Origin of the sequence: Mycobacterium sp. E2989, assembly GCF_001667595.1 — a bacterium.
In the GTDB taxonomy this organism is placed as follows: Bacteria; Actinomycetota; Actinomycetes; order Mycobacteriales; family Mycobacteriaceae; genus Mycobacterium.
The window spans coordinates 13,028-34,349 of the sequence record NZ_LZJX01000051.1 but is presented as its reverse complement, the minus strand read 5'-3'; the positions used below and the strand labels follow the sequence as shown (position 1 = coordinate 34,349).

The following is a 21,322-nucleotide window of genomic DNA, read 5'->3' as shown; positions in this document are numbered from 1 at the left end:
CGGTTCTAGATGTACACCGGGTGGGCGACCGCCGTGAGCGCGAAGGTCGCGGCGTTGAGGGCGAGCAGGAATCCGGCGAATGCGAACTGGCCGGAGATATCGTTGGCGAGCACATGGGTGTACATCGCGCAGACGAAGAAAATGATCAGTCCGGCCGCCGCGGCGATGCCGATGGGCGGAATCCATAGGCCGGCGATAAGCCCAAGGGCGCCCAGGGTTTTCATGGTGCCGATGGGAAACGTCAGCCACGACACCGGCACCCCGGCCCGCTGCATGGGCGGGATGATCGGTGCGAAGTGGACCAGCGCGCTCACGCCGGAGAATCCGTTGAGACCGATGGCAAAGATTGTCACGACGAGGTATGCGGCGTGCATGTTGCTTCCTTAGTGGTCGATCAATCGGGGCATCGCCCGGCGTCAGTTCGCGGGGATCGGGTCTAGCCGGAACACGGCGATGCGGCCGGCCAGCGCTTCGACCTCTTCCGGATTGCCCTGACGCACCAGGCCGGAACGTTTCAGGAACCCGACGCCGATCGGCACTTCGATCGGATATTGGCGCAATACCGGGCGGGCTTGCTCGGCGGTCAGCTCGGTTATGGCGACGCGCCGCGTCTTTCGGCCCCTGCCGAGCGTTCCCGTCCCGGCGGCGCGGGCGTTGCGCGCCCAATCGGCGCCGGGGAATCCCGCCACGGCATAGAGCTGGCCGTCGAGCGTGAACGGTGTCATCGGGGTGCTGCGCGGTCGGCCCGTTTTGCGTCCCGGCACGGTCAAAACCATGGGTGGCCCGGTAGGTATGCCGAGCCTTTGCATCGCGATCATGAACTTGTTCATCGGCTTCAGCCAGCGCGGGGGCGTCGGGTTCGACATCACTGCTCCTTCTGCGTATCCCGTTGCGGTGGGCCCGGAATCGGTTGAAGCGGGTCACCAGCAACCCGCATACAAGGACGGGTCAACGGCGCCGGAAGTTACACATGCGGGCGTAACTTTTTGCCGGCCCGTCTCGTCGTCAATTCCTGAGTAGTCCGACGACGACTTACGGAGGAAGACCATGACAGACGCAAGAGAGCACGGCCGACGCTGGCCCCGCGTGGTCGCCCGTGCCACTAGCGCGACCTTGGCAGTCCTCGCGTTGGCCCAAGCCGTGTTCGCCGGCAGTTTCCTTGGCGGGCAGTACAACGCGTTGCTGCTGCACTCGGCCGGCGCGAAAGTGACCACGGTGCTTTCCGTCGTTCAGGTGGCGGTGCTGGTGATCGTGAACCGGACGGGCGGGCCGCGATGGCCGATAGCGGTAGGGGCGCTGGTGACCATCCTCTTCGTCGCCGAGTTCGCCTCTGGCGAATTGCGGCTGACGGGCCTACACGTTCCGCTCGGGGTGCTGTTGATCGTGGGAATCCTTCAGCTGACGGCATCGGTATGGCGCTTGCCGCTGACCGCACCCTCGCCGTCACCACGCCCGGATGTGATTCGTGAATCGGCGTAGCGCGTTGCGGCTGGGCGCCGCCGCGACGGGGATCGGATTCGTCGCGACCAGTTGGCCGTTGGCCGGCGCGCTGTTGGGCTCCGCGGAGCCGGGGCGGCTCCTGCGCAGTCAGGCCAGAGTGCCCGACCGCTATCAAGTCCCTTTGCCGATCCCGGAGGAGTTGGCGCCGGTGAGCACCGATGCCCTCACCGACTACTACGAGATCACCCAGCAGGTCACGCAATTGCGCATCCTGCCCGGGTTGACCACTGCCGCATGGACTTACAACACGAGCTTTCCCGGCCCCACCATCACTTCACGATCCGGGAGGCGCACCGTCGTGCGGCACCGCAACGCCCTGCCGGCACCGGTTGTGGTGCACCTGCACGGCGGGCACACCCCGGAAGACCACGACGGGTACCCGACCGACTTCATCCTTCCGCAGTCCGGTCAAACGGCCGCCGAGGACATGGCCCGCAATAGCGTCGTCGGACAGCGCGAATACGTCTATCCGATGAACCAGCGCGCCGCGACGTTGTGGTACCACGACCACCGCATGGGCTATACCGGTGCCGCTGTGTGGCGCGGCCTGGCCGGATTCCACCTGGTCCGTGACGACGAGGAAGACGCGTTGCCGTTGCCCCGCGGCGGGCGGGATATCCCGCTGATGATCACCGATCGTGCCTTCGCCGCCGATGGCTCCTTCCGATACCCGGCCGCCGGTGGCGGCGGGGTCACCGCCGACTACATGAACGGCGTCCTCGGCGACGTCATCCTGGTCAACGGTGCGCCGTGGCCGGTGCTGCAGACCGATCCCGCCCATTACCGCCTGCGGCTACTGAACGCATCCAACGCCCGCCGCTACCGGCTGCAGCTGGACCCGCAGCCCCCCGGCGGTTCGGGGCTGGTGCAGATCGGCAGTGACGGTGGGCTGCTGGCGCGGCCCGTAGGCCACGACTACATCGACATCGCTCCGGCCGAACGCTTTGATGTTGTGGTTGATTTCAGCCGCTACCGGCGCGGAACCCGGGTGCGGCTGCTCAATCGTTTGGGTGCCGAAAGCACAAGTGAGGTCATGCGATTCGACGTCGTCGGCACCGACCTTTCCGACGACGCCACCATCCCCGACCGGCTCAGCAGCGGGCTTCCGGGTTTCGACCGACACGGCGCCGTCGCCACCCGGACGTTCCTCTTCCGCCCGAACAGAGGCGGCGTGTGGAACGTCAACGACCTGTCGTATCAGCCGGGCCGGCCCCTGGCTCGCCCCAAGCTCGGCACATGCGAAGTCTGGCGGTTCATCACCGAGTTCCACCACCCCGTCCACGTGCACCTGAACCCGTTCCGGGTGATCTCCCGCAACGACCGCGCGCCCGGTCGGTTCGACGCGGGCTGGAAGGACACCGTCGATGTCCGGCCGGCCGAAGCGGTCGAAGTCCTCACCCGGTTCACCGGCTACACCGGCTCATACCTGCTGCACTGCCACAACCTCGAGCACGAGGACATGGCCATGATGGCCGACTTCCGCACCGTCGATTGACCCACCGGGTGCCGCTGGCCGGCACCGATCCCTTCAACTGCGCCGTCGCGAGGCCTAGGGTCGGCGGTATGGCGCTCAGCGTGGAGATGATCACCTTCGACTGCAGCAATCCCGCGCAACTGGCCGGCTGGTGGGCCGAGCAGTTCGGCGGGACGACGCAGGAACTGCTCGCCGACGAGTTCACCGTGGTGAGTCTGGCCGACGGTCCCCGCCTCGGGTTCCAGAAGGTGCCCGACCCCACGCCGGGGAAGAACCGGCTGCACCTCGACTTCAGCGCCGCCGACGTCGACGGCGAGGCGTCGCGGCTGACGGCCGCCGGGGCCACCGAGGTAGGCCGGCACTCGTTCGGCGCCAATTTCCGCTGGGTGGTGCTGGCCGACCCCGAGGGCAACGTCTTCTGCGTGGTCGGTCAATAGCCGCCGCGGCGAGCCGACGGCGATAGCGGCGTCACCCTAGACTGTCTGGCGTGACTGTCTCCGGGACGAGCGCCCGCACCCAGGCGATCGACACCGTCGAGCATGCCGCTGCCAGCCCCGACCAGCCGCAGCCGTTCGCCGAGCTGGGGCTCAAAGACGACGAGTACCAGCGCATTCGCGAGATCCTGGGCCGCAGGCCCACCGACACCGAGTTGGCCATGTACTCGGTGATGTGGAGCGAGCACTGCTCGTACAAGTCCTCCAAGGTTCACTTGCGCTACTTCGGCGAGACCACCACCGACGAGATGCGCGCCGGCATGCTCGCCGGCATCGGCGAAAACGCCGGCGTGGTCGACATCGGCGACGGCTGGGCCGTCACCTTCAAAGTGGAATCCCACAACCACCCGTCCTACGTCGAGCCGTACCAGGGCGCGGCGACGGGCGTCGGCGGCATCGTCCGCGACATCATGGCCATGGGCGCCCGACCGGTCGCCGTGATGGACCAGCTTCGGTTCGGCGCCGCCGACGCGCCCGACACGCGCCGCGTGGTCGACGGGGTGGTCCGCGGCATCGGCGGCTACGGCAACTCGCTGGGGCTGCCCAACATCGGCGGCGAGACCGTCTTCGACGCGTGCTACGCCGGCAATCCGTTGGTCAACGCGATGTGCGTGGGCGTGCTGCGCCAGGAGGACCTGCACCTGGCCTTCGCGTCGGGCCGCGGAAACAAGATCATCCTGTTCGGCGCGCGCACCGGGCTCGACGGCATCGGCGGGGTGTCGGTGCTGGCGTCGGACACCTTCGATGCCGAGAACTCCCGCAAGAAGCTGCCCTCGGTGCAAGTCGGTGACCCCTTCATGGAGAAGGTCCTCATCGAGTGCTGCCTCGAGCTCTACGCGGGCGGCCTGGTGATCGGCATCCAGGACCTCGGGGGAGCTGGATTGTCTTGCGCCACATCCGAACTGGCGTCGGCCGGAGACGGCGGGATGACGATCGAACTCGACACCGTCCCGCTGCGGGCCAAGGACATGACGCCCGCGGAGGTGCTCTGCAGCGAGTCGCAGGAGCGGATGTGCGCGGTGGTCGCGCCGGAGAACGTGGACGCCTTCCTGGCGGTGTGCCGCAAATGGGAGGTGCTGGCCACGGTGATCGGCGAGGTCACCGACGGGGACCGGTTGCGGATCACCTGGCGCGGCGAGACGGTCGTCGACGTGCCGCCGCGCACCGTCGCGCACGAGGGGCCGGTGTATCACCGACCGGTCGCGCGGCCCGAATCACAGGACGCCCTGAACGCCGACCGGTCCACCCGCCTGCCGCGGCCGACGGCGGGGGACGAGCTGCGCGCGACTTTGCTTGTGCTGCTGGGCAGCCCGCACCTGTGCAGCCGCGCCTTCATCACCGAACAGTACGACCGCTACGTGCGCGGCAACACCGTGCTGGCCGAGCACGCCGACGGCGGCGTGCTGCGCGTCGACGAAACCACGGGCCGCGGCATCGCGCTCTCCACCGACGCGTCGGGGCGTTACACGCTGCTCGACCCCTACGCGGGAGCGCAACTCGCGCTGGCCGAGGCCTACCGCAACGTCGCCGTCACCGGCGCGACACCGGTCGCGGTGACCAACTGCCTCAATTTCGGTTCTCCGGAAGACCCCGGGGTGATGTGGCAGTTCTCGCAGGCGGTCCGGGGGCTGGCCGACGGCTGTGCGGCCCTTGGCATCCCGGTGACCGGCGGCAACGTCAGCTTCTACAACCAAACCGGGTCGGCGGCGATCCTGCCCACGCCGGTCGTCGGTGTGCTCGGCGTCATCGACGACGTCGGCCGGCGCATCCCCACCGGCCTCGGTCGCGAACCGGGCGAGACCCTGATGCTGCTGGGCGACACGCGCGACGAATTCGACGGTTCCGTCTGGGCGCAGGTGACCGCCGACCATCTGGGTGGGTTGCCGCCCGCGGTCGACCTGGCGCGCGAGAAGCTGTTGGCAGAGGTGCTGACCGCGGCGTCCCGCGACGGGCTGGTGTCGGCGGCGCACGACCTGTCCGAAGGCGGCCTCGCGCAGGCCATCGTGGAGGCGGCGCTGGCGGGCGAAACCGGTTGCCGCATCGTGCTTCCCGAGGACGCCGATCCGTTCGTGACGTTGTTCTCCGAGTCGGCGGGCCGGGTTTTGGTGGCGGTGCCGCGCACCGAGGAGAGCCGGTTCCGGGCGATGTGCGAGGCACGGGGGTTGCCCGCGGAGCGCATCGGCGTCGTCGACCAGGCCTCGGACGCGGTGGAGGTTCAGGGGCTGTTCACCGTGTCGCTGGCCGAGCTGCGCGAGACGTCGGAGTCGGTGCTGCCCCGCCTCTTCGGATGAGCCTTAGCGACGAATCCTGATGGGCGAGAGCCGTTTCCACCGGGCCCGCGCGTTCTCCCTGGCCGCCGCCCTGGTCGGCTGGAGCTTTGTCGGCCCGCGACTGCCCACCCGATGGCGGGTCACCCTGCAGGCCGGTGCGGCCGGCCTGCTGGTGCTGGCGACGCGCGCGCCGCTGGGCCTGGGACCGCCGCGGCTATGGGCCGGGCTGCGGCTGGGGTCGGCGGCCGGTGCGGCCGTGGCGAGCGCGGTCGCCGCGACGACGGCCGTGCCCTCGGTGCGGGCGTCCATGGCCGACCGGGATCCGGCCGGTTCGGTGCCCGGCTGGCTGCTGCTGCGGATTCCCGTCGGCACTGTTTGGGCCGAGGAGGCGGCGTTCCGTGCGGCGCTCACCGCCACGGCCTACGAGGCGTTCGGCCGGCCCCGCGGAAGGTTGTTGCAGGCGGCCAGCTTTGGGCTCTCGCACGTCGCGGACGCGCGCGCGGCGGGCGACCCGGTGGTGGGCACCGTGCTGGTGACGGGCATCGCGGGCTGGCTGTTCGGTTGGCTGGCAGACCGTTCCGGCAGCCTCGCCGCGCCGATGTTGGTGCACTTGGCCATCAATGAGGCCGGCGCGATCGCCGCGCTGAGCGTCGGGCGTCACGGGTTGATGGTGTAGTCGCCCAACTGGCGGCCCCACACGTGCTCGGTGAAAAGTGGTGAGCCCAGTTCGAAGTGGTTGTAGGGAGCCATGCTCGCGCCGGTGTCCATCACCAGGAAGGGCGCCGGCCACAACTGCCGGGTGATCGTCTGCCAACAGCCCGGTCGGCCGCCGGGGCCGCCCCTGGCATTGGTCCGCGGCAGATTCTCCGGCCAGATATACGGACTGGGCGCGCCGGTGATCGCGCCGGCCGCGTGGGCGCCCAGCGAATAACCGTTGTCGCCGAGGGCGTTGTGGATCTTGGGCGCGACGTCGTTGAAATTGCGGATGGTGCAGAAGATTTCGGGACTGTACTCGTCGAGCAGCTGGCTGGAGCCGACCAGATCCGCGGCCCCGCGCGTCAGGTACGGTCCGCCGCGTTCGAAGACGTCGGCGCCCGCACCGCCCAGCCCGGCCGCCGCCAGCAGCGCCGCGTCCAGGTCGGATTGCTGGCGGTTGAGCGTGCGCGCCGTGGTCGCCGCGTGTTCGAGCGCCGCCCACAGGTCCGGCGAGGCGTCGGCGTAGGTGTCGCCGAGGGCGGCCAGCCGCGCGAGGTCGGCGCGGATCTCGGGCATCCGGGGATTCACGTCGTCGAGGATCGTGTTGCCGTTGATCAGAGAGGCGCCGAACTTTTCGCCCAGTCCGGTCAGGGCTTGCGCGGCGCCGGCGAGCGTGAGATTCACCTTGACCGGATCCACCTTTTCCGCGATCGACACGAGCGTCTGGAACACGGTGTTGAATTCCGTGGTCACCGAGGTCGCCTCGATCACGGTCGACGGCGTGATCGACCGCGCCGCTGGATGGGGAGGCGAACTCAGCGCGACGTACTTGTTGCCGAACACCGTGGTCGCCTTGATGGTGGCCGCGACATTGGCCGGAATCATCTCGACGTACCGGGGGGTGATGTCCAGCGCCACCTTGGCGGCCGGCTTGCCGCCGCGGGTGATCTCGGAAATGCCGGCCACCCGGCCGATCTGGACCCCGTTGTAGGTGACCTTGGAGTCGGGATCCATCACCAGGCCCGCCCGGGCGGCCACCATCGTCAGCCTCGTGGTCCGCGTGAGGTCCCCCCGGAACTGCAGATACAGGAGCGACCCGACCACGCCCATGATGACGAGCGTCACGAGGCCGACGGACTTGTACGGTGGCCCGCGCCGCAAACGACGACGCTCCATGAGTTTGAGACCCTAGGGTATGGCCGCCCGTCAAAAGGCCGATCCGGCAAAGACCCGGCAGGCCGTGTTGGCCGTCGCGGACTGGCTGCGCGACGAATCCCGGCCCGCCCCCGACCGCGAGAGCCTCGCCGCCGCCGTCCGGCTCACCGCCCGCACCCTGGCCGCCGTGGCGCCCGGCGCCAGCGTCGAGGTGCGGATCCCGCCGTTCGCCGCGGTGCAGTGCATCGCCGGGCCCCGGCATACCCGCGGCACCCCGCCCAACGTGGTGGAGACCGATGCGCGCACCTGGCTGCTGCTGGTGGCCGGGATGCTGTCGTTCTCGGCGGCGAAGGCCGCCGGGGCGCTGAGCCTTTCCGGGTCTCGAGCGGGTGAGATCGAACACTGCCTGCCGCTGATCGATGTCGGCCGAAGATAACCCTGAACTGCAGCTTTAGGGTCGGGCGAGGGAATTTTCGGCGCTCAACACGCGCTGTAAATTCGCGGTCGCGGGTGTCCGACCCGTAGACTCCGTTACGTCACCAACCGTTCCCCGGGGAGCCGCCCAATCGTGACCGTCGCAGGAGCCGAAGCACCCGAGCAGGACCTGAACTCGCCCCGTGAAGAGTGTGGTGTATTCGGGGTCTGGGCCCCAGGCGAGGATGTCGCAAAGCTCACCTATTACGGCTTGTACGCGCTGCAGCATCGCGGGCAGGAAGCCGCGGGTATCGCTGTCGCCGACGGATCCCAGGTTCTCGTCTTCAAAGACTTGGGCTTGGTCAGCCAGGTGTTCGACGAGCAGACGCTCGCGGCCATGCAGGGACACGTTGCCATCGGGCATTGCCGCTACTCCACCACGGGCGACACCACGTGGGAGAACGCGCAGCCGGTGTTCCGCAACACCGCCGCCGGCACCGGCGTCGCGCTGGGCCACAACGGAAATCTGGTCAACACCGCCGAGCTCGCCGCCCGCGCACGCGACGCCGGCCTGATCGCCCGGCGCTGCCCCGCCCCCGCAACGACGGACTCCGACATCTTGGGCGCGCTGCTGGCCCACGGCGCCGCGGATTCCACCCTGGAGCAGGCGGCGCTGGACCTGCTGCCGACCGTGCGCGGCGCCTTTTGCTTGACGTTCATGGACGAGAACACGCTGTATGCGTGCCGCGATCCGCATGGGGTGCGGCCACTTTCGCTCGGACGCCTGGACCGCGGCTGGGTGGTGGCCTCCGAAACGGCCGCGCTCGACATCGTCGGCGCATCGTTCGTGCGCGATATCGAGCCAGGCGAGCTGCTGGCGATCGATGCGGACGGGGTGCGCTCCACGCGTTTCGCCAACCCCACGCCCAAGGGCTGCGTCTTCGAGTACGTCTACCTGGCCCGCCCGGACAGCACGATCGCCGGACGGTCCGTGCACGCGACCCGGGTGGAGATCGGCCGCCGGCTGGCCCGTGAATGCCCCGTCGAAGCCGATTTGGTGATCGGGGTGCCCGAGTCGGGCACGCCCGCCGCGGTCGGGTACGCGCAGGAATCCGGCATCCCGTACGGGCAAGGCCTGATGAAGAACGCATACGTCGGGCGAACCTTCATCCAGCCGTCCCAGACCATCCGCCAGCTCGGTATCCGGCTGAAGCTCAACCCGCTTCGCGAGGTCATCCGCGGGAAGCGGCTGATCGTCGTCGACGACTCGATCGTGCGCGGCAATACCCAGCGCGCGTTGCTGCGCATGCTGCGGGAGGCCGGCGCCCTCGAAGTCCATGTGCGCATCGCGTCGCCGCCCGTGAAGTGGCCCTGCTTCTACGGCATCGACTTCCCGTCGCCGGCGGAGTTGATCGCCAACGCCGTGCAAGACAAAGAGGAAATGCTCGAAGCGGTACGGCACGCCATCGGGGCGGACACCCTCGGCTACATCTCGCTGCGCGGACTGGTCGCGGCGTCCGAGCAACCGGCATCGCGGCTCTGTACCGCGTGCTTCGACGGCAAGTATCCGATCGAACTGCCCGAGGAGACGGCCTTGGGCAAGAACGTCATCGAGCACATGCTCGCCAACGCCGCGCGGGGAGCCGGGCTGGACGATCTGGCGCCCGACGAAGTGCCGATCGTCCACTGACGGACGCCGGATCCGCCCCTTCCAAGACGTTTGATAACGGCGGTGGGCGGCGCCCGGTAGCCTTTATCGCGATGACGGATCCCGGAAAAAGCCCCGGACGAAACCCGGGCAGCCACGGCATCACCTACGCGTCGGCCGGGGTGGACATTGAGGCCGGCGACCGCGCCGTTGAGATGTTCAAGCCGCTGGCGACGAAGGCCACCAGGCCCGAGGTGCGGGGCGGCCTCGGCGGGTTCGCAGGACTGTTCGCCTTGCGCAACGACTACCGTGAACCGCTGCTCGCGGCGTCCACCGACGGTGTGGGGACCAAACTTGCTGTCGCGCAGGCGATGGACAAGCACGACACCGTCGGCCTGGACCTGGTCGCGATGGTCGTCGACGACCTCGTGGTCTGCGGTGCGGAGCCGCTGTTCCTGCAGGATTACATCGCGGTGGGCCGGACGGTGCCCGAGCGCCTCAGCGCGATCGTCGCGGGCATCGCCGAGGGGTGCGTGCGGGCCGGCTGCGCGTTGCTCGGCGGCGAAACCGCCGAACACCCGGGGCTGATGGAACCGGACCACTACGACATCTCGGCCACCGGCGTCGGCGTCGTCGAGGCCGACGACGTGCTGGGCCCCGAACGCGTCAAGCCCGGCGACACCATCATCGCGATGGGCTCCTCGGGACTGCACTCCAACGGCTACTCGTTGGCCCGCACGGTGCTGCTCGAAATCGACCGGATGAACCTCGCCGGCTATGTCGAGGAGTTCGGCCGCACGCTCGGTGAGGAGCTGCTCGAACCCACCCGGATCTACGCCAAGGACTGCCTGGCGTTGACCGCCGAAACCCATGTCCGCACGTTCTGCCATGTCACCGGCGGCGGCTTGGCGGGCAACCTGCAACGGGTCATCCCGCACGGCCTGGTCGCCGAAATCGACCGCGGGACCTGGACGCCCGCCCCGGTGTTCCCGATGATCGCCCAGCGCGGCCGGGTGACGCGCGAGGAGATGGAGAAGACCTTCAACATGGGCGTGGGTATGGTCGCCATCGTCGCGCCCGAGGACACCGACCGTGCCCTGGCCATCCTGACGGCCCGGCATTTGGACTGCTGGGTGCTGGGGACCGTCGGCAAAGGCGGCAAAGCGGGCCCGCGGGCAAAGCTCGTGGGGCAGCACCCCAGATTTTAGAAACCTGGATCGAAGCTAGCGCCGGGGTTCAGCGACGCCAGTCGTCGCTGTCTTCCCAAGAATCGTCGGCGCCGTCGTCCGCGAGTTCGGTGGAGTCGTCGCCCGTTCCTGACAACTCGCGCTGAAGCCGCGTGAAGTCGGTTTGCGGGGAACTGTATTTGAGTTCACGAGCAACCTTGGTCTGCTTTGCCTTAGCCCGGCCGCGGCCCATGGGGGAACCCCCTCGCGCAATAACGGAGCGGCCCGAATCAGGCGGCTCCGATCTCTTGGTGTCGTTATTGTCCTGTTGACAGTTTACCGTGCCTTGCGGTTGGGCGTCGGTGCCCCCCGCCGCTGTGGCGGACGTCATCGAGGATTATCTCGCACCGCCCCGCAACCGTTCAACGGCCAGTCTGCCCGCGCCGATCTGTTCCGCCGGCGGCAGCGAATCGGCGTCGATCACCGCAGCGACCGAGGCCTGCGGGCCGGTCGCCAGTTCGGTGTCGGCCGGCACCCCACGCTTGAGCAGCGCCAGGGCCACGGGCCCGAGGTCCACGTGATCCACCACCGTGCCGAGTCGCCCGACGGCGCGCCCACCGGCGAGGACGGGGTCGCCCGTCGCGGGCCGCTCCACCGAGCCGTCGAGGTGCAACAACACCAGCATCCGGGGCGGTCTGCCGAGGTTGTGCACCCGCGCCACGGTCTCCTGCCCGCGATAGCACCCCTTGTCCAGGTGGACGGCGGCACCGATCCAGCCAACCTCGTGCGGAATGGTGCGCTCGTCGGTGTCCACGCCCAGTCGCGGGCGCAGCGCCGCCACCCGGTGTGCCTCGTACGCCCAGACCCCGGCGTGCCGGAGCCCGGCCTGCACCAATCGGTCCTGCCAGGCGGCGGAGTCGGCGCGGGGGACCAGCAGATCCAGTTCAATCTCGTCGGCGGGGGCGCCGGGCATCCGCCGCACGAAGCCACCGCCGGCGAGCGGGGCCGCGGTCAGCTCGGCGGGCAGGTCGTCCAGGCCGAGAGCGTCGAGCACCGCCCCGTCGGCCAGTCGCGGCCCCAACAGCGACAGCACCGCGAGGTCGGCGGCCGCCGGCGCGACATCGGACCAGAAGACCATCTTGCGCAGGTAGTCCAGCAGCGGTTCGCCGCGCCACGGCTCGGTGTCGAGGTAGGTCGTGCCGCCGAGTTCCGTTTGGATCCAATGGTCTTCGACGCGGCCCTGGCCGTCCAGGCTGAGGTTTTGCGTGCTGGTGCCGTCGGGGAGATCGCTGACGTGCTGGGTGGAGATGTTGTGCAACCACTTCTGCCGCTCACCGCCGGTCAGCGTGAGCACCGCGCGGTGTGATCGGTCGATCACCACCGCGTCGGTTTCGGCCGCGCGCTGCTCACCGAGGGGATCGCCGTAATGCCAGACGGCCCCCGCGTCGGGGCCGGCCTCGGGCGCGGGCACTGCAGAAGACACACGTCAACTCTACGGACTCGGCCGCCGAGCGTGCGGCCAGCCGCACGCTCGCGGCTAGGCTTTACCCCCATGGCAGGCCACAGGGGTGTGATCGTCACGCTGGACGGCGAGATCCACCCGCCGGATGCCCCGCTGTTGCACGCCGACGACCTGGCGGCGGTGCGCGGCGACGGCGTCTTCGAGACGCTGCTGGTCCGCGACGGCCGACCCTGCCTTGTCGAGTCCCACCTGCAGCGGCTGACCCACTCGGCACGGCTGACCGACTTGGCGGAGCCGGACCTGCCGGCCTGGCGCAGCGCGATCGAGGTGGCCACCCGGCAATGGGTGGCGGGCACCGACGACGAAGGCGCGATGCGCCTGATCTACAGCCGCGGCCGGGAGAGCGGATCGACGCCCACCGCCTATGTCATGGTCAACGCCGTGCCCGAGCGCGTGACGGCGGTTCGACGCGAGGGGCTGGCCGCGGTGACATTGGCGCGCGGGCTGCCCGCGGCGGGCACCGACGCGATGCCGTGGCTGCTGGCCGGCGCCAAGACGTTGTCCTACGCGGTCAACATGGCCGCCCTGCGGCACGCGGCCCGGCAAGGCGCCGGAGACGTGATCTTCGTCAGCTCGGACGGCTACATCCTGGAAGGCCCGCGCTCGACGGTGGTGATCGCGACCGACGGCTCCGACGGCAACCCGTGCCTGCTGACGCCGCCGCCGTGGTATCCGATTCTGCGTGGCACCACGCAGCAGGCACTGTTCGAGGTGGCCAGGGCCAAGGGCTACGACTGCGACTATCGCGCGTTGCGACCCGCCGATCTGGTTGCCGCGCAAGGGATCTGGCTGGTCTCGAGTATGACGCTGGCCGCCCGGGTGCACACGCTCGACGGCCGCCCGCTGCCCCGGTCGCCGTTGGCCGCCGAATTCGCCGCGCTGGTCGACTCGGCGATCGTCAGCGATCGCTGAGCGCTGAATTGTGTTGTCGGCTCGCGGAATCGCGGGTACGGTCGGCCGTACACAAGAAGGGAGGTGGTCCGGGAAATTGATAGCTTCATGGACATGTGAGGTGGCTGCGCGCTAGCAGCAGTGGCTCTCGAATAGCTGGCGATTTACGCGCGCTAGCGAATTCCACGCAGTCACCCGGCCCCCGAGCTTCCGGTCTGTCCAACCAGGAACCTTGCTCGGGGGCCGCGCCATGTCTACGGCCGTTACTGGTTCACCTTCGCCGCGATCTGCCCGGCGAGTTTGCCCGCCTGGCCCGTTTCGGCGTCGGGCCCGCACAGCAGCAGATCGACGACCACACTGGACGCCGCGTGCAGCGCGTGGTGGCAGATCCGGGTTCCGTCCGCTTGGGTCCGCTGCTGGAAAATCTTCGGCGGCGCTCCGGTGACCTCGCCGAACGTCCACCCGCTGCTCTTGCCGTTGAAGCTCACCGTGACCGATTGCCCGGCGCACGCCCTCCACTTGTCCGCCGACAGCTGCACGAACGCGGCGGCCTTCTCCGGGGACGCGAACTCCACGACCGCTTCGTAGAGCCGGTGCGGCGGATTTTCGCCGGCGGTGTGCACGGCCTGCCCGCTCACCGCGGTGTAACCGTCCGCGCCCTTGTAGGCCGCTTCCTCGATGGGTTCGAACGGGCCCTTGCAGTCGGCGTTGGACACCGTCGCCCTCAAGTTGCGCAGTTGCGCGGCTTTCTCGGAGACCACCAGGTTCGGGTCGCCCACCACGGCGCCGACATCGGCGGGGCCGAGCAGATACGAGTCGAGCTTGGAGCCATCCCCGGGATTCGGAACGTTCCCGACATTCGGGGCTGGGTTCGAGCCCGTCTGAACCTGATTCGGGCCGTTGCCCGCCCTGCTGGCGGGCTTGGTCTTGCCGCCCTGCATGGTGAGGACGACGACGATCGCGATTGCCGCGATCACCGCGACGGCGACTCCCCCAATGATGAGCAGCCGCTTGTTGGATCCGCCCGCCGCGGCGCCACCGACCGCGGTGGGCGCGGCCTTGGCCGTCGGGCCGCTGGGCTCGGGGGTCGCGGCGGGCCGGGGTGCGACGGCGGTGGTTGCTTCCGCCTCCGCGTCAGCGGCCGGTTTGCTCGACGAACCGCCCTTGGCCTCGATCTCGGCCAGCACATTGTCGATTTCGGTCCGGGTGCGGTAGGTGACGTCGTGGCGCAGGCGCAGCATGCGCAGCAGCTGGGCGATGTCGCCGCGCGCGCTGGGGTCGTCGCCGTCCTCGTCGAATCCCTGGCGCAGTTCGATGAGGAGTTGGGTCTGCTGCTGCGGGCTGAGCTCCTTTTCGGCGAGGGTGTTGCCCAGCCGGGTGATGTAGCCGAACGGCACCGGCGGCTCTTCGGGCAGCGGGTCCGGCAACGGCACCGGCTTGCCCTGCAGGGCGTGCACGGCCGTCACCAATTGGATGCCGGCGTCCACCGTCGGTTCGCGGTAATCGATGATCTGCAGCGTCGCAAGGGGATTCACGCGCATGCTGTCGATGTCGCCGATCCGAACGGGAAGGATCGGCCGGTTCAGCGCCCGCGCATAACGCAATTCGGCCTGACTCGGCTTGGACTGCAGCCAATTGTTGGACAACGCGACGATGAACACGTCACACGAGCGGATCTGCTCGAGGATCTTGTTCCACCACGAATCGCCGCCGCCGAGCTCCTGGTCGAACCAAACCTGTTGCTGTGCGCGCCGAAGCGCGGAAGTCAGGGCGTCGACGGTCGCCCTGTCCTGGCTCGAGTAGCTGATGAACAGCGGCATCGCGGTCTCCTACGGGGAGGCGTAGCAAACGAACGGGCGGAATCGGCGCACCCGGCTATTGGGCATGCGCCGATACCGTATCAGTGTCGGGCCCCCTCGGACGGCGCAAATCTACGGCTATTCGGGGCGGCGACGGCTAAAAGTCATTCATGGCCGCCGTCTACCGCGGAAGCTTCCTCGGGCGGGTGGAATTCGGCGTAGCGACGCGCGAATTCGGCGCCGGGAACCGGCCACTGCTCGCCCGTGGTTCCGCGCACCACCCAGTCACCTTCCGCCGCGGTCGTGGGCCCCTCCAGGGTGTTCACGGTCTCGCCCGCATGGGCGGGGCGGGCTTGGACCCGTCCTTTCCGCTGCCAGCGCCCGTCGCCGGCGGGCTCGTAGGTGTCCCGGAAGATGTCGTCGCGAACCGACCACACCTTGCCGTCTTCCTGGATCGCCCAGTCGCCGGCGTCGGCGCTCATGGTGTGCCCCGAATCCGACGTCCACGTCCATGGGGCGCTGCGCTGTTCGGCGGTCACCGTCCCCACCCGGGTGAACGACTGCCAGAGCGGGCGCGACCGGAAGCCCAGCTGGCGCAGGCTCCACAGCGTGCCCGCCAGGCTGCGCACCGCGGCGTTGAGCAGGCCCGGGTCGCTCTCCACCACCGACCAGTCGACCAGCTTGTCGTGGACCTTGCGCGAATCGTCGCGCGGTGACCCGTATTTCCACCCGTTGCGGCGGTAGTAGCGGCACCAGTCCTCGTGCTCCGCCCTGGCCATGCTCAACGCCGCGTCCTGGTCGAAGCCCATCAGCGCGAGCTGCTCCAACGGGGGCAGCCCCGCCATTTCGTTGCCGGACAGCTGCGCCGGCGGGCTGCCCCACGTGTTCCAGGTGTGCCCGGCGATCTGCTCCACCATCCACAGCGCGTTGCGAACTTGCCGCCGGTTGGACCCGCGGTAGAACTCGTTGAGTTCGGACCACGGCATCGCGGCCGGGGACCGCGGCGCGTCCGGGTCGATCGTCGAGACATACCGCTCGTGGATCAGCCTGGCCGCGCGCTCCCAGGCGTCCTGCACCTGGCCCTCTTGGGTGTCCAGCACCAGCGAGTACGACTGCAACCGCCCGACCACCTGGATCGAGTCGTCACTGATGCTGGTGTTGAGGTCGGAGGCGTAGATGGGCATGTCGGGGAAGCGGGCCGCCAGCCTCGCCGCGGTGGTCGCCGCATGGGAGTCCACGAAGATCACCGCGCTGGTCGCCGGGTCGGCGTCGCCGATCAGCTTCAGCATGGTCGGAACCGTCGGCGCCTCCGCCGTCGCATCGATCGCCGGCCCCTCCGAGGCGAATCCCGCCTGCCGCCGGTAGAACTCGTGATCGGCCAGGTATTCCGCGGCGTCCCTTTCGACCAGCGTGAGGGCGGGCAACGGGACCGCGCCGGACGGCGTGTAGAACTCGCGCTCCAGGGCGCGCTGCGTCAGATCGGCGCACAGGGCCAGGGTCAATTGTGAAGTGCCACAGACGAATACACGCTTGGTTCGGCCCGTCGCGATGATGCTGTCGAGCAGCCTGCCCGCGGTCACCTCGTACTTGCCGACCACGTCGGCCGCCCACCGGGTGTCCGATCCGCCGAACTGCTGCGCCCGCCAGGCCTGGGCCAGCCACGGGTCGTCCATCCGCACGATGAGTGGCAACCGCCGCTTGCGGCCGACCTCGTCGAGCCGGCGGCTGATCAGGTCCAGCCACAACAGGTTGATCGCCGGGTCGGGCGCCATCAGGTAAAGCCGGGACAGGTGGCGCCACAACCGCAGCGAGACCAGGGTGGACGGGTTGTTGAAGTCGACCAGGACCACCCGGGCGCCCTGCCTGCGAGCCCGCTGCACCCGGTCGTCGCTGGCGCCCGTGATGACGACCAGCGTGCTGCGCCGGTCCAGTGTCCGCGCGACGGCGCTGATCATCGATTGGCTATCGGCGTCGACCCCGACGATGGCCGTGACGGAGTCGGCCAGGTTGGCCCGCAGCCGGTCCACCTGGGACCGGAAGACGCCGACCACGACGCCGCCCAAGCCGGTGAAGATCGCCGACAGGGCGGCGATGCGGGCCAGCTCCAGGCCGACCGGCGTGGGGTTCGGGCAGGTCCGTCCGCTCACCGAGAAGTCGCCGGTGCCGCCCTTGACCAGGCTGGCCGTGGCCATCAGCGGGGTGAACAGGGCCGGATGGTTTGCGTCGTGACACCCCCAGTACGAGGTGAGGCCCAGCAGCGCCGTCAGCGGGACGAGGGCGGCGATCAGGGTGAACGACACGCCCACCACCCGATGGCTGCCGCCCGAGCGGACGGTCAGCACCGACGCCCAGATCAGCACGGTCACGACGATCGCGAGGGTGGGCATCGACCCGGGCCGCCCGAACCACGAAAGGCCCGGCGGCAGCCTGTCGATCAGGGAGGGCTGCAGGTCCAGCACGGCCAAATAGCCGATGAGCAGCAGGCCGACCGCGGTGACACCCCAGCGCAATATGGGCGAGGGTGCCCTCCTGGGACGCATCCGCCGATCTCCCTTCGCGGGGCTGCCCGGACGTCGAACAGTACACGCAAAAGATCGACCGAAGGCAACGATTTCGGGCCGCTGCGCGGCGCCCGGTTGCCCCGGCGGGCAACGGCGCGTCGGCTATCCGGCGTACCGGGAGAGCCGGGCCGAAAGGTGGGGTACCAGGCCGCCGTCGGCGTCCACCCGCTCCTCGACGTAGGCCAGGTCGCCGCCCTCGACGATGCCGTAGAGCCGCTTGGCGCCGCCGACCAGCACACCCGATCGGCTGCGGGCCAGCGCATCGGTCACCAGTTCCCACGACGACTGGGTGCGCGGCCGCCCGTAGAACAGCTCGACGTAGCCCGCCGAATGCGCCAACAGCAGCTCGATCGCCTGAGATTCGCTGGGGTCGTCGGGGTCGCTGACAAAGCGCCAGAAGCCCGTCTCGCGCAAGCCGTGTTCCTGGTAGTCGCCCGTCTCGCTGAGCCGCCAGGAGCGGGCTTCCCAGTTGAGGTAGTCGCCGCCGTCGTGCGAGACCACGATCTGCTGACCGAACCGGTAGTCCCCGTCGTGTCCGCGGCCCTCGCCCTCCCCGCGCCACACACCGACCAGCGGCAGCAGGGCCAGCAAGGCGTCGTTCAGATTGGCGCCTTCGCGCAAGTTGGCGGTGTCGGCGGGAACGGGCAGATCGTCGAAGGCGGGGATGTTGCGGCCGGCGGTCAGCTTGGCGCGCTCAGCGGCGGCGGCCACAGCACGATCGCCGGAGCCCGCGGAACTCAGTGGCTCGTCGCCGGGGGCGGTCACGATTCGTCGGTGATCAGCCGGTACAGCACGTACAGCGCGAACCATGAGATCACCACGACCGCCACGACCAGCATGATCTCGAAGAAAAGCACCACGGGGACAAGTCTATTCGCCCCGGGAGATCCCGGTCAGGGCAGCCGGGGTCTCAGGCGATCTTGACGTCGACCTCGTGGATGCCGGCACCCGACGGGCTGACCACGGCGTTGCCGTTGCCGGCCGCCGACAGCGCGCGCAGCGTCCAGGATCCCGGCGCGGCGAAGAACCGGAAGTCGCCCGTGGCGGACGCGACGACCTCGGCCGTGAACTCGTCCGACGAGTCGAGCAAGCGGACGAACGCGCCGCCCACCGCCTGGCCGTCGCTGTCCACGACGCGGCCGGTGATCACGGTTTCCTTTTCCAAGTCGACGCTGGCGGGCAGCGTCACTCCTTGTTTCGGGGCAGAGCACATATCAGCTTCCCAACTCGATCGGGGCACCCACCAGGGAGCCGTATTCCGTCCAACTTCCGTCGTAGTTCTTGACGTTTTTGTGGCCGAGTAATTCCCGGAGCACGAACCAGGTGTGCGACGACCGCTCGCCGATCCGGCAGTACGCGATCGTTTCCTTGGTGCCGTCCAGCCCGGCGTCGGCGTAGAGCTTGGCCAACTCCTCGTCGGACTTGAAGGTGCCGTCCTCGTTGGCGGCCTTGCTCCACGGCACGTTGATCGCCCCGGGAATGTGGCCGGGCCGCTGGCTCTGCTCCTGCGGGAGGTGCGCCGGCGCCAGGATCTTGCCCGAGAACTCGTCCGGCGAACGCACGTCGACCAGGTTCTTTTCGTTGATCGCCGCGATCACCTCGTCGCGGAACGCCCGGATGCTGTTGTCCGGGGCCGCGGCGGTGTACGAGGTGGCCGGCCTGCTCACGGCGTCGCGGGACAGCGCGCGCCCGTCGAGCTCCCACTTCTTGCGTCCGCCGTCGAGCAGCTTGACGTCGACGTGGCCGTACAGCTTGAAATACCAGTAGGCGTAGGCGGCGAACCAGTTGTTGTTGCCGCCGTAGAGGATCACGGTGTCGTCGTTGGCGACGCCGCGTTCGCTGAGCAGCTTCGAGAATTGCTGCGCGTCGACGAAGTCACGCTTGACCGGGTCCTGCAGATCGGAGCGCCAGTCCAGCCTGATCGCGCCGGGGATGTGGCCGGTGTCGTATGCGCTGGTGTCCTCGTCGACCTCGACGAAGACGACACCGGCGGCGTCGAGATTGCTCTCGGCCCAGTCCGCGGAGACCAGGACGTCGGAGCGTGCCATGCGGGGGATCCTTTCGATCGCTTTGAAATGAACAGTTCAGGCGGTGCGCGCGGCGCCTCTCAAACGCGCGACCAAGGGGTAGAGCTGGCAGCCGAGGCAGATGCCGAAGGCGGCATTGAGGAATGCCGCGACGAGCGCGGCGGCGGTGGCGATCACGCCGACCAGGAAGGCGCCCGCGGCGAATGCGGCGACGCCCGCGACGGCGAAGATCAGGCCGACAAGCTGCGCGAACTTCAGCGGGGCGACCGGTTCGCGCTCCCGGACGGGCCCGATGCGGGGCGCGACGAAGCGCGCGAAGACGCGCCCGTACGGGTGCTTGCGGGGGCCACCGACGGCCCCGACGGCGAAGATGACGGCCTGGACCCCCAGAACGACCGCCGCCGCCAGCGGGCTGGCGGCGGATACGGCGAGGGTGATCACCAAGACCACGGTGGTGACCCAGGCGGCGAACCTCGGTCCGCGCACGTCGACGACGTCTTGCTGGGTGGCGGTGTTGCTCGGCACGGTACTACTCCTGGATACGCCTGTTGCTTATGGGAACGAACGACGGGAGACGGGCCTCGGTGACGTTCCGGGGCTGCCCTGAGTGCTTACGCGAAAGCGCGCGGCGACTCAGCAGCTACAGCGACAGCAACAGCCCGCGGTGCGGCACAGATCGACTGCGCGGCGTTGGGTGAGCATGGGCTCAATGCGGGCTTGCACGTCGGCAAGCTTACCGAATGACCGACGGCGATCAAATCCGCGGCGGCGGCCGCTGACGCAGGTACACCGGTCACGACTGCTTGAAGCCGTCCAGATCGACGGTCACGCGATAGCTGATGCCCTCGATGATGACGTCGGAGCCGCGCGCCCCCTCGGTCTTCGGCGCCACCCCGAACGGAAGCCGCTGGTTGGGCACCCGGGTGCTGAAGGCCCGTAGCACCGCATCCCGCTTGTTGTCCGGAACGGCTTGGTCCGCGGTATCGGCCCCGGTCAGGACGCCGGTCGGCGTGATCACCAGCGTCGTCGGATCGTCGGGGGCGATGGAGAGGTCCACCGAGACGCTGACCCGGTGCTCGAAGTCGATCGAGTGCGGCGTGCCGCTGAACACCAGGCCGTGGCTGTCGGAGATGCCCGACGCGGTGACCCCGCCGGTTGCGGTGTTGGTTTCCTTTGGCGGCGCTTCGACCATCAGGTCGCTGATGCCCATGTAGCGGCCCAAATGCGTCGAGTCGATGATGATGCGGCTCTCGAGTTTGCCGACGGGCAGCTTCGCTTCGGGCCCGATCAGCCAGGAGGTGTGGGTCAGGTCGACCGAGTACATCGTGGCCTCGAGGGTGGCCTTACCGACCGTGGCGTGGTCGACGGCGTTGGCCTTGATCTCCAGCTGGTTGTAGTGGTGGCGCATCGCCTGCGGGATGAAGGGGAACGCCACGATGGCCACGAACGGGTCGGACCTCAGGCTGGCCGCTTTGCGCACGCTGCACGACAGCCGGTATTCGGCGTAGATGCTGCTCCCGTAGTCGACGCCGAAGGCGCCGAGGACTACCACGACCACGGCGATCGCCACCGCCGCCAGCCCGATCAGGACCTTGCGCACCCGCATATTGTGGCGTAACCCTGTTCCCGGGACGACGACGGGCCGCCCGGGTGGTGGGGCTCACACTGCGGTCGTCGCCACGCAGAAATGGCAGGTGGCAAGTTA

22 protein-coding genes are annotated in these 21,322 nt (G+C 68.9%); 9 read left to right on the top strand and 13 right to left on the bottom strand.

The window, feature by feature from the left end:
* Positions 1 to 5: 5 nt before the first annotated feature.
* Both A5680_RS09975 and A5680_RS09970 read right to left on the bottom strand, forming a co-directional pair.
* The gene (locus A5680_RS09975) at positions 6 to 374 is read right to left on the bottom strand and encodes a DoxX family protein (RefSeq protein WP_055401790.1); all 369 of its coding nucleotides are present in this window, start codon (positions 372 to 374) and stop codon (positions 6 to 8) included.
* 42 nt (positions 375 to 416) lie between these two features.
* On the bottom strand, positions 417 to 866 hold the full coding sequence (locus A5680_RS09970) for a nitroreductase family deazaflavin-dependent oxidoreductase (RefSeq protein ID WP_067818793.1): 450 nt from the start codon (positions 864 to 866) through the stop codon (positions 417 to 419).
* 181 nt (positions 867 to 1,047) lie between these two features.
* Here A5680_RS09970 and A5680_RS09965 point away from each other — a divergent pair, with 181 nt between their 5' ends.
* From A5680_RS09965 to A5680_RS09945, 5 genes are all read left to right on the top strand, one after another.
* Positions 1,048 to 1,479 carry a hypothetical protein gene (locus tag A5680_RS09965; protein WP_197499762.1) on the top strand — a complete coding sequence of 144 codons (432 nt, stop codon included), beginning with the start codon at positions 1,048 to 1,050 and terminating at the stop codon, positions 1,477 to 1,479.
* A complete protein-coding gene (locus tag A5680_RS09960) occupies positions 1,466 to 2,995 on the top strand; it encodes a multicopper oxidase family protein (RefSeq protein WP_067818786.1) in 1,530 nt (509 codons plus the stop codon). Before A5680_RS09965 ends, A5680_RS09960 begins: the two co-directional genes overlap by 14 nt.
* 68 nt (positions 2,996 to 3,063) lie before the next feature.
* Positions 3,064 to 3,411, top strand: a complete 348-nt coding sequence (locus tag A5680_RS09955) for a VOC family protein (RefSeq protein ID WP_055401811.1) — start codon at positions 3,064 to 3,066, stop codon at positions 3,409 to 3,411.
* Positions 3,412 to 3,461: 50 nt separating this feature from the next.
* Entirely contained in the window at positions 3,462 to 5,759 is a 2,298-nt protein-coding gene (gene purL, locus A5680_RS09950; RefSeq protein WP_067818783.1) for a phosphoribosylformylglycinamidine synthase subunit PurL, read from the top strand.
* A gap of 19 nt (positions 5,760 to 5,778) precedes the next feature.
* On the top strand, positions 5,779 to 6,414 hold the full coding sequence (locus A5680_RS09945) for a CPBP family intramembrane glutamic endopeptidase (RefSeq protein WP_055401798.1): 636 nt from the start codon (positions 5,779 to 5,781) through the stop codon (positions 6,412 to 6,414).
* Here the strand turns inward: A5680_RS09945 and A5680_RS09940 are convergent.
* Positions 6,396 to 7,610: an MCE family protein gene (locus tag A5680_RS09940; RefSeq protein WP_067818780.1), complete on the bottom strand. Its 1,215-nt coding sequence runs from the start codon at positions 7,608 to 7,610 to the stop codon at positions 6,396 to 6,398. The two genes, A5680_RS09945 and A5680_RS09940, sit on opposite strands and share 19 nt — an antisense overlap.
* A gap of 19 nt (positions 7,611 to 7,629) precedes the next feature.
* Here A5680_RS09940 and A5680_RS09935 point away from each other — a divergent pair, with 19 nt between their 5' ends.
* The 3 genes from A5680_RS09935 (at position 7,630) to purM (ending at position 10,859) form a co-directional block, all read left to right on the top strand.
* A complete protein-coding gene (locus A5680_RS09935; protein WP_067818777.1) occupies positions 7,630 to 8,025 on the top strand; it encodes a sterol carrier family protein in 396 nt (131 codons plus the stop codon).
* Between the two features lie 132 nt (positions 8,026 to 8,157).
* Positions 8,158 to 9,693, top strand: coding sequence for an amidophosphoribosyltransferase (gene purF, locus A5680_RS09930; protein ID WP_055401803.1), 1,536 nt, complete (start codon positions 8,158 to 8,160; stop codon positions 9,691 to 9,693).
* 71 nt (positions 9,694 to 9,764) lie between these two features.
* Positions 9,765 to 10,859: a phosphoribosylformylglycinamidine cyclo-ligase gene (gene purM, locus A5680_RS09925; protein ID WP_067818774.1), complete on the top strand. Its 1,095-nt coding sequence runs from the start codon at positions 9,765 to 9,767 to the stop codon at positions 10,857 to 10,859.
* 28 nt (positions 10,860 to 10,887) lie between these two features.
* Here purM and A5680_RS09920 read toward each other — a convergent pair whose 3' ends face one another.
* Both A5680_RS09920 and A5680_RS09915 read right to left on the bottom strand, forming a co-directional pair.
* Positions 10,888 to 11,070 carry a DUF3073 domain-containing protein gene (locus tag A5680_RS09920; RefSeq protein WP_055403512.1) on the bottom strand — a complete coding sequence of 61 codons (183 nt, stop codon included), beginning with the start codon at positions 11,068 to 11,070 and terminating at the stop codon, positions 10,888 to 10,890.
* A 144-nt stretch (positions 11,071 to 11,214) separates the two neighbouring features.
* Positions 11,215 to 12,300 (bottom strand): folate-binding protein YgfZ, encoded by a 1,086-nt coding sequence (locus tag A5680_RS09915; protein WP_067818771.1) that lies wholly within the window; start codon positions 12,298 to 12,300, stop codon positions 11,215 to 11,217.
* Between the two features lie 87 nt (positions 12,301 to 12,387).
* Here A5680_RS09915 and A5680_RS09910 point away from each other — a divergent pair, with 87 nt between their 5' ends.
* Positions 12,388 to 13,251 (top strand): aminodeoxychorismate lyase, encoded by an 864-nt coding sequence (locus A5680_RS09910; RefSeq protein WP_156349569.1) that lies wholly within the window; start codon positions 12,388 to 12,390, stop codon positions 13,249 to 13,251.
* 242 nt (positions 13,252 to 13,493) lie between these two features.
* On the opposite strand, the gene A5680_RS09905 is transcribed toward A5680_RS09910, so the two are convergent.
* The 8 genes from A5680_RS09905 to lmeA all read right to left on the bottom strand — a co-directional run bounded on the left by A5680_RS09905 (position 13,494) and on the right by lmeA (position 21,223).
* On the bottom strand, positions 13,494 to 15,050 hold the full coding sequence (locus A5680_RS09905) for a sensor domain-containing protein (protein WP_055403509.1): 1,557 nt from the start codon (positions 15,048 to 15,050) through the stop codon (positions 13,494 to 13,496).
* Between the two features lie 143 nt (positions 15,051 to 15,193).
* Complete coding sequence (locus tag A5680_RS09900; RefSeq protein WP_067818768.1) at positions 15,194 to 17,569, bottom strand: hypothetical protein; 2,376 nt, start codon at positions 17,567 to 17,569, stop codon at positions 15,194 to 15,196.
* A 123-nt stretch (positions 17,570 to 17,692) separates the two neighbouring features.
* Positions 17,693 to 18,355, bottom strand: coding sequence for an FABP family protein (locus A5680_RS09895; RefSeq protein WP_055403507.1), 663 nt, complete (start codon positions 18,353 to 18,355; stop codon positions 17,693 to 17,695).
* Positions 18,356 to 18,500: 145 nt separating this feature from the next.
* Positions 18,501 to 18,803, bottom strand: coding sequence for a DUF1416 domain-containing protein (locus tag A5680_RS09890; protein ID WP_055403506.1), 303 nt, complete (start codon positions 18,801 to 18,803; stop codon positions 18,501 to 18,503).
* Between the two features lies 1 nt (position 18,804).
* The gene (locus A5680_RS09885) at positions 18,805 to 19,638 is read right to left on the bottom strand and encodes a sulfurtransferase (protein WP_067818765.1); all 834 of its coding nucleotides are present in this window, start codon (positions 19,636 to 19,638) and stop codon (positions 18,805 to 18,807) included.
* 36 nt (positions 19,639 to 19,674) lie between these two features.
* Complete coding sequence (locus A5680_RS09880) at positions 19,675 to 20,142, bottom strand: DUF4395 domain-containing protein (protein ID WP_067818762.1); 468 nt, start codon at positions 20,140 to 20,142, stop codon at positions 19,675 to 19,677.
* A gap of 108 nt (positions 20,143 to 20,250) precedes the next feature.
* A complete protein-coding gene (locus A5680_RS26545; RefSeq protein ID WP_369808509.1) occupies positions 20,251 to 20,340 on the bottom strand; it encodes an Ms5788A family Cys-rich leader peptide in 90 nt (29 codons plus the stop codon).
* A gap of 70 nt (positions 20,341 to 20,410) precedes the next feature.
* Complete coding sequence (lmeA, locus tag A5680_RS09875) at positions 20,411 to 21,223, bottom strand: mannan chain length control protein LmeA (RefSeq protein ID WP_055403503.1); 813 nt, start codon at positions 21,221 to 21,223, stop codon at positions 20,411 to 20,413.
* Positions 21,224 to 21,322: the final 99 nt, after the last annotated feature.

Excerpts from the sequence above, each read along its gene's own strand:
- A5680_RS09975 (WP_055401790.1), bottom strand. The coding sequence starts at position 374 with ATGCACGCCGCATACCTCGTCGTGACAATCTTTGCCATCGGTCTCAAC.
- A5680_RS09970 (WP_067818793.1), bottom strand. The coding sequence starts at position 866 with ATGTCGAACCCGACGCCCCCGCGCTGGCTGAAGCCGATGAACAAGTTC.
- A5680_RS09965 (WP_197499762.1), top strand. The coding sequence starts at position 1,048 with ATGACAGACGCAAGAGAGCACGGCCGACGCTGGCCCCGCGTGGTCGCC.
- A5680_RS09955 (WP_055401811.1), top strand. The coding sequence starts at position 3,064 with ATGGCGCTCAGCGTGGAGATGATCACCTTCGACTGCAGCAATCCCGCG.
- A5680_RS09945 (WP_055401798.1), top strand. The coding sequence starts at position 5,779 with ATGGGCGAGAGCCGTTTCCACCGGGCCCGCGCGTTCTCCCTGGCCGCC.
- A5680_RS09940 (WP_067818780.1), bottom strand. The coding sequence starts at position 7,610 with ATGGAGCGTCGTCGTTTGCGGCGCGGGCCACCGTACAAGTCCGTCGGC.
- A5680_RS09935 (WP_067818777.1), top strand. The coding sequence starts at position 7,630 with ATGGCCGCCCGTCAAAAGGCCGATCCGGCAAAGACCCGGCAGGCCGTG.
- purM (WP_067818774.1), top strand. The coding sequence starts at position 9,765 with ATGACGGATCCCGGAAAAAGCCCCGGACGAAACCCGGGCAGCCACGGC.
- A5680_RS09920 (WP_055403512.1), bottom strand. The coding sequence starts at position 11,070 with ATGGGCCGCGGCCGGGCTAAGGCAAAGCAGACCAAGGTTGCTCGTGAA.
- A5680_RS09905 (WP_055403509.1), bottom strand. The coding sequence starts at position 15,050 with ATGCCGCTGTTCATCAGCTACTCGAGCCAGGACAGGGCGACCGTCGAC.
- A5680_RS09900 (WP_067818768.1), bottom strand. The coding sequence starts at position 17,569 with ATGCGTCCCAGGAGGGCACCCTCGCCCATATTGCGCTGGGGTGTCACC.
- A5680_RS09890 (WP_055403506.1), bottom strand. The coding sequence starts at position 18,803 with ATGTGCTCTGCCCCGAAACAAGGAGTGACGCTGCCCGCCAGCGTCGAC.
- A5680_RS09885 (WP_067818765.1), bottom strand. The coding sequence starts at position 19,638 with ATGGCACGCTCCGACGTCCTGGTCTCCGCGGACTGGGCCGAGAGCAAT.
- lmeA (WP_055403503.1), bottom strand. The coding sequence starts at position 21,223 with ATGCGGGTGCGCAAGGTCCTGATCGGGCTGGCGGCGGTGGCGATCGCC.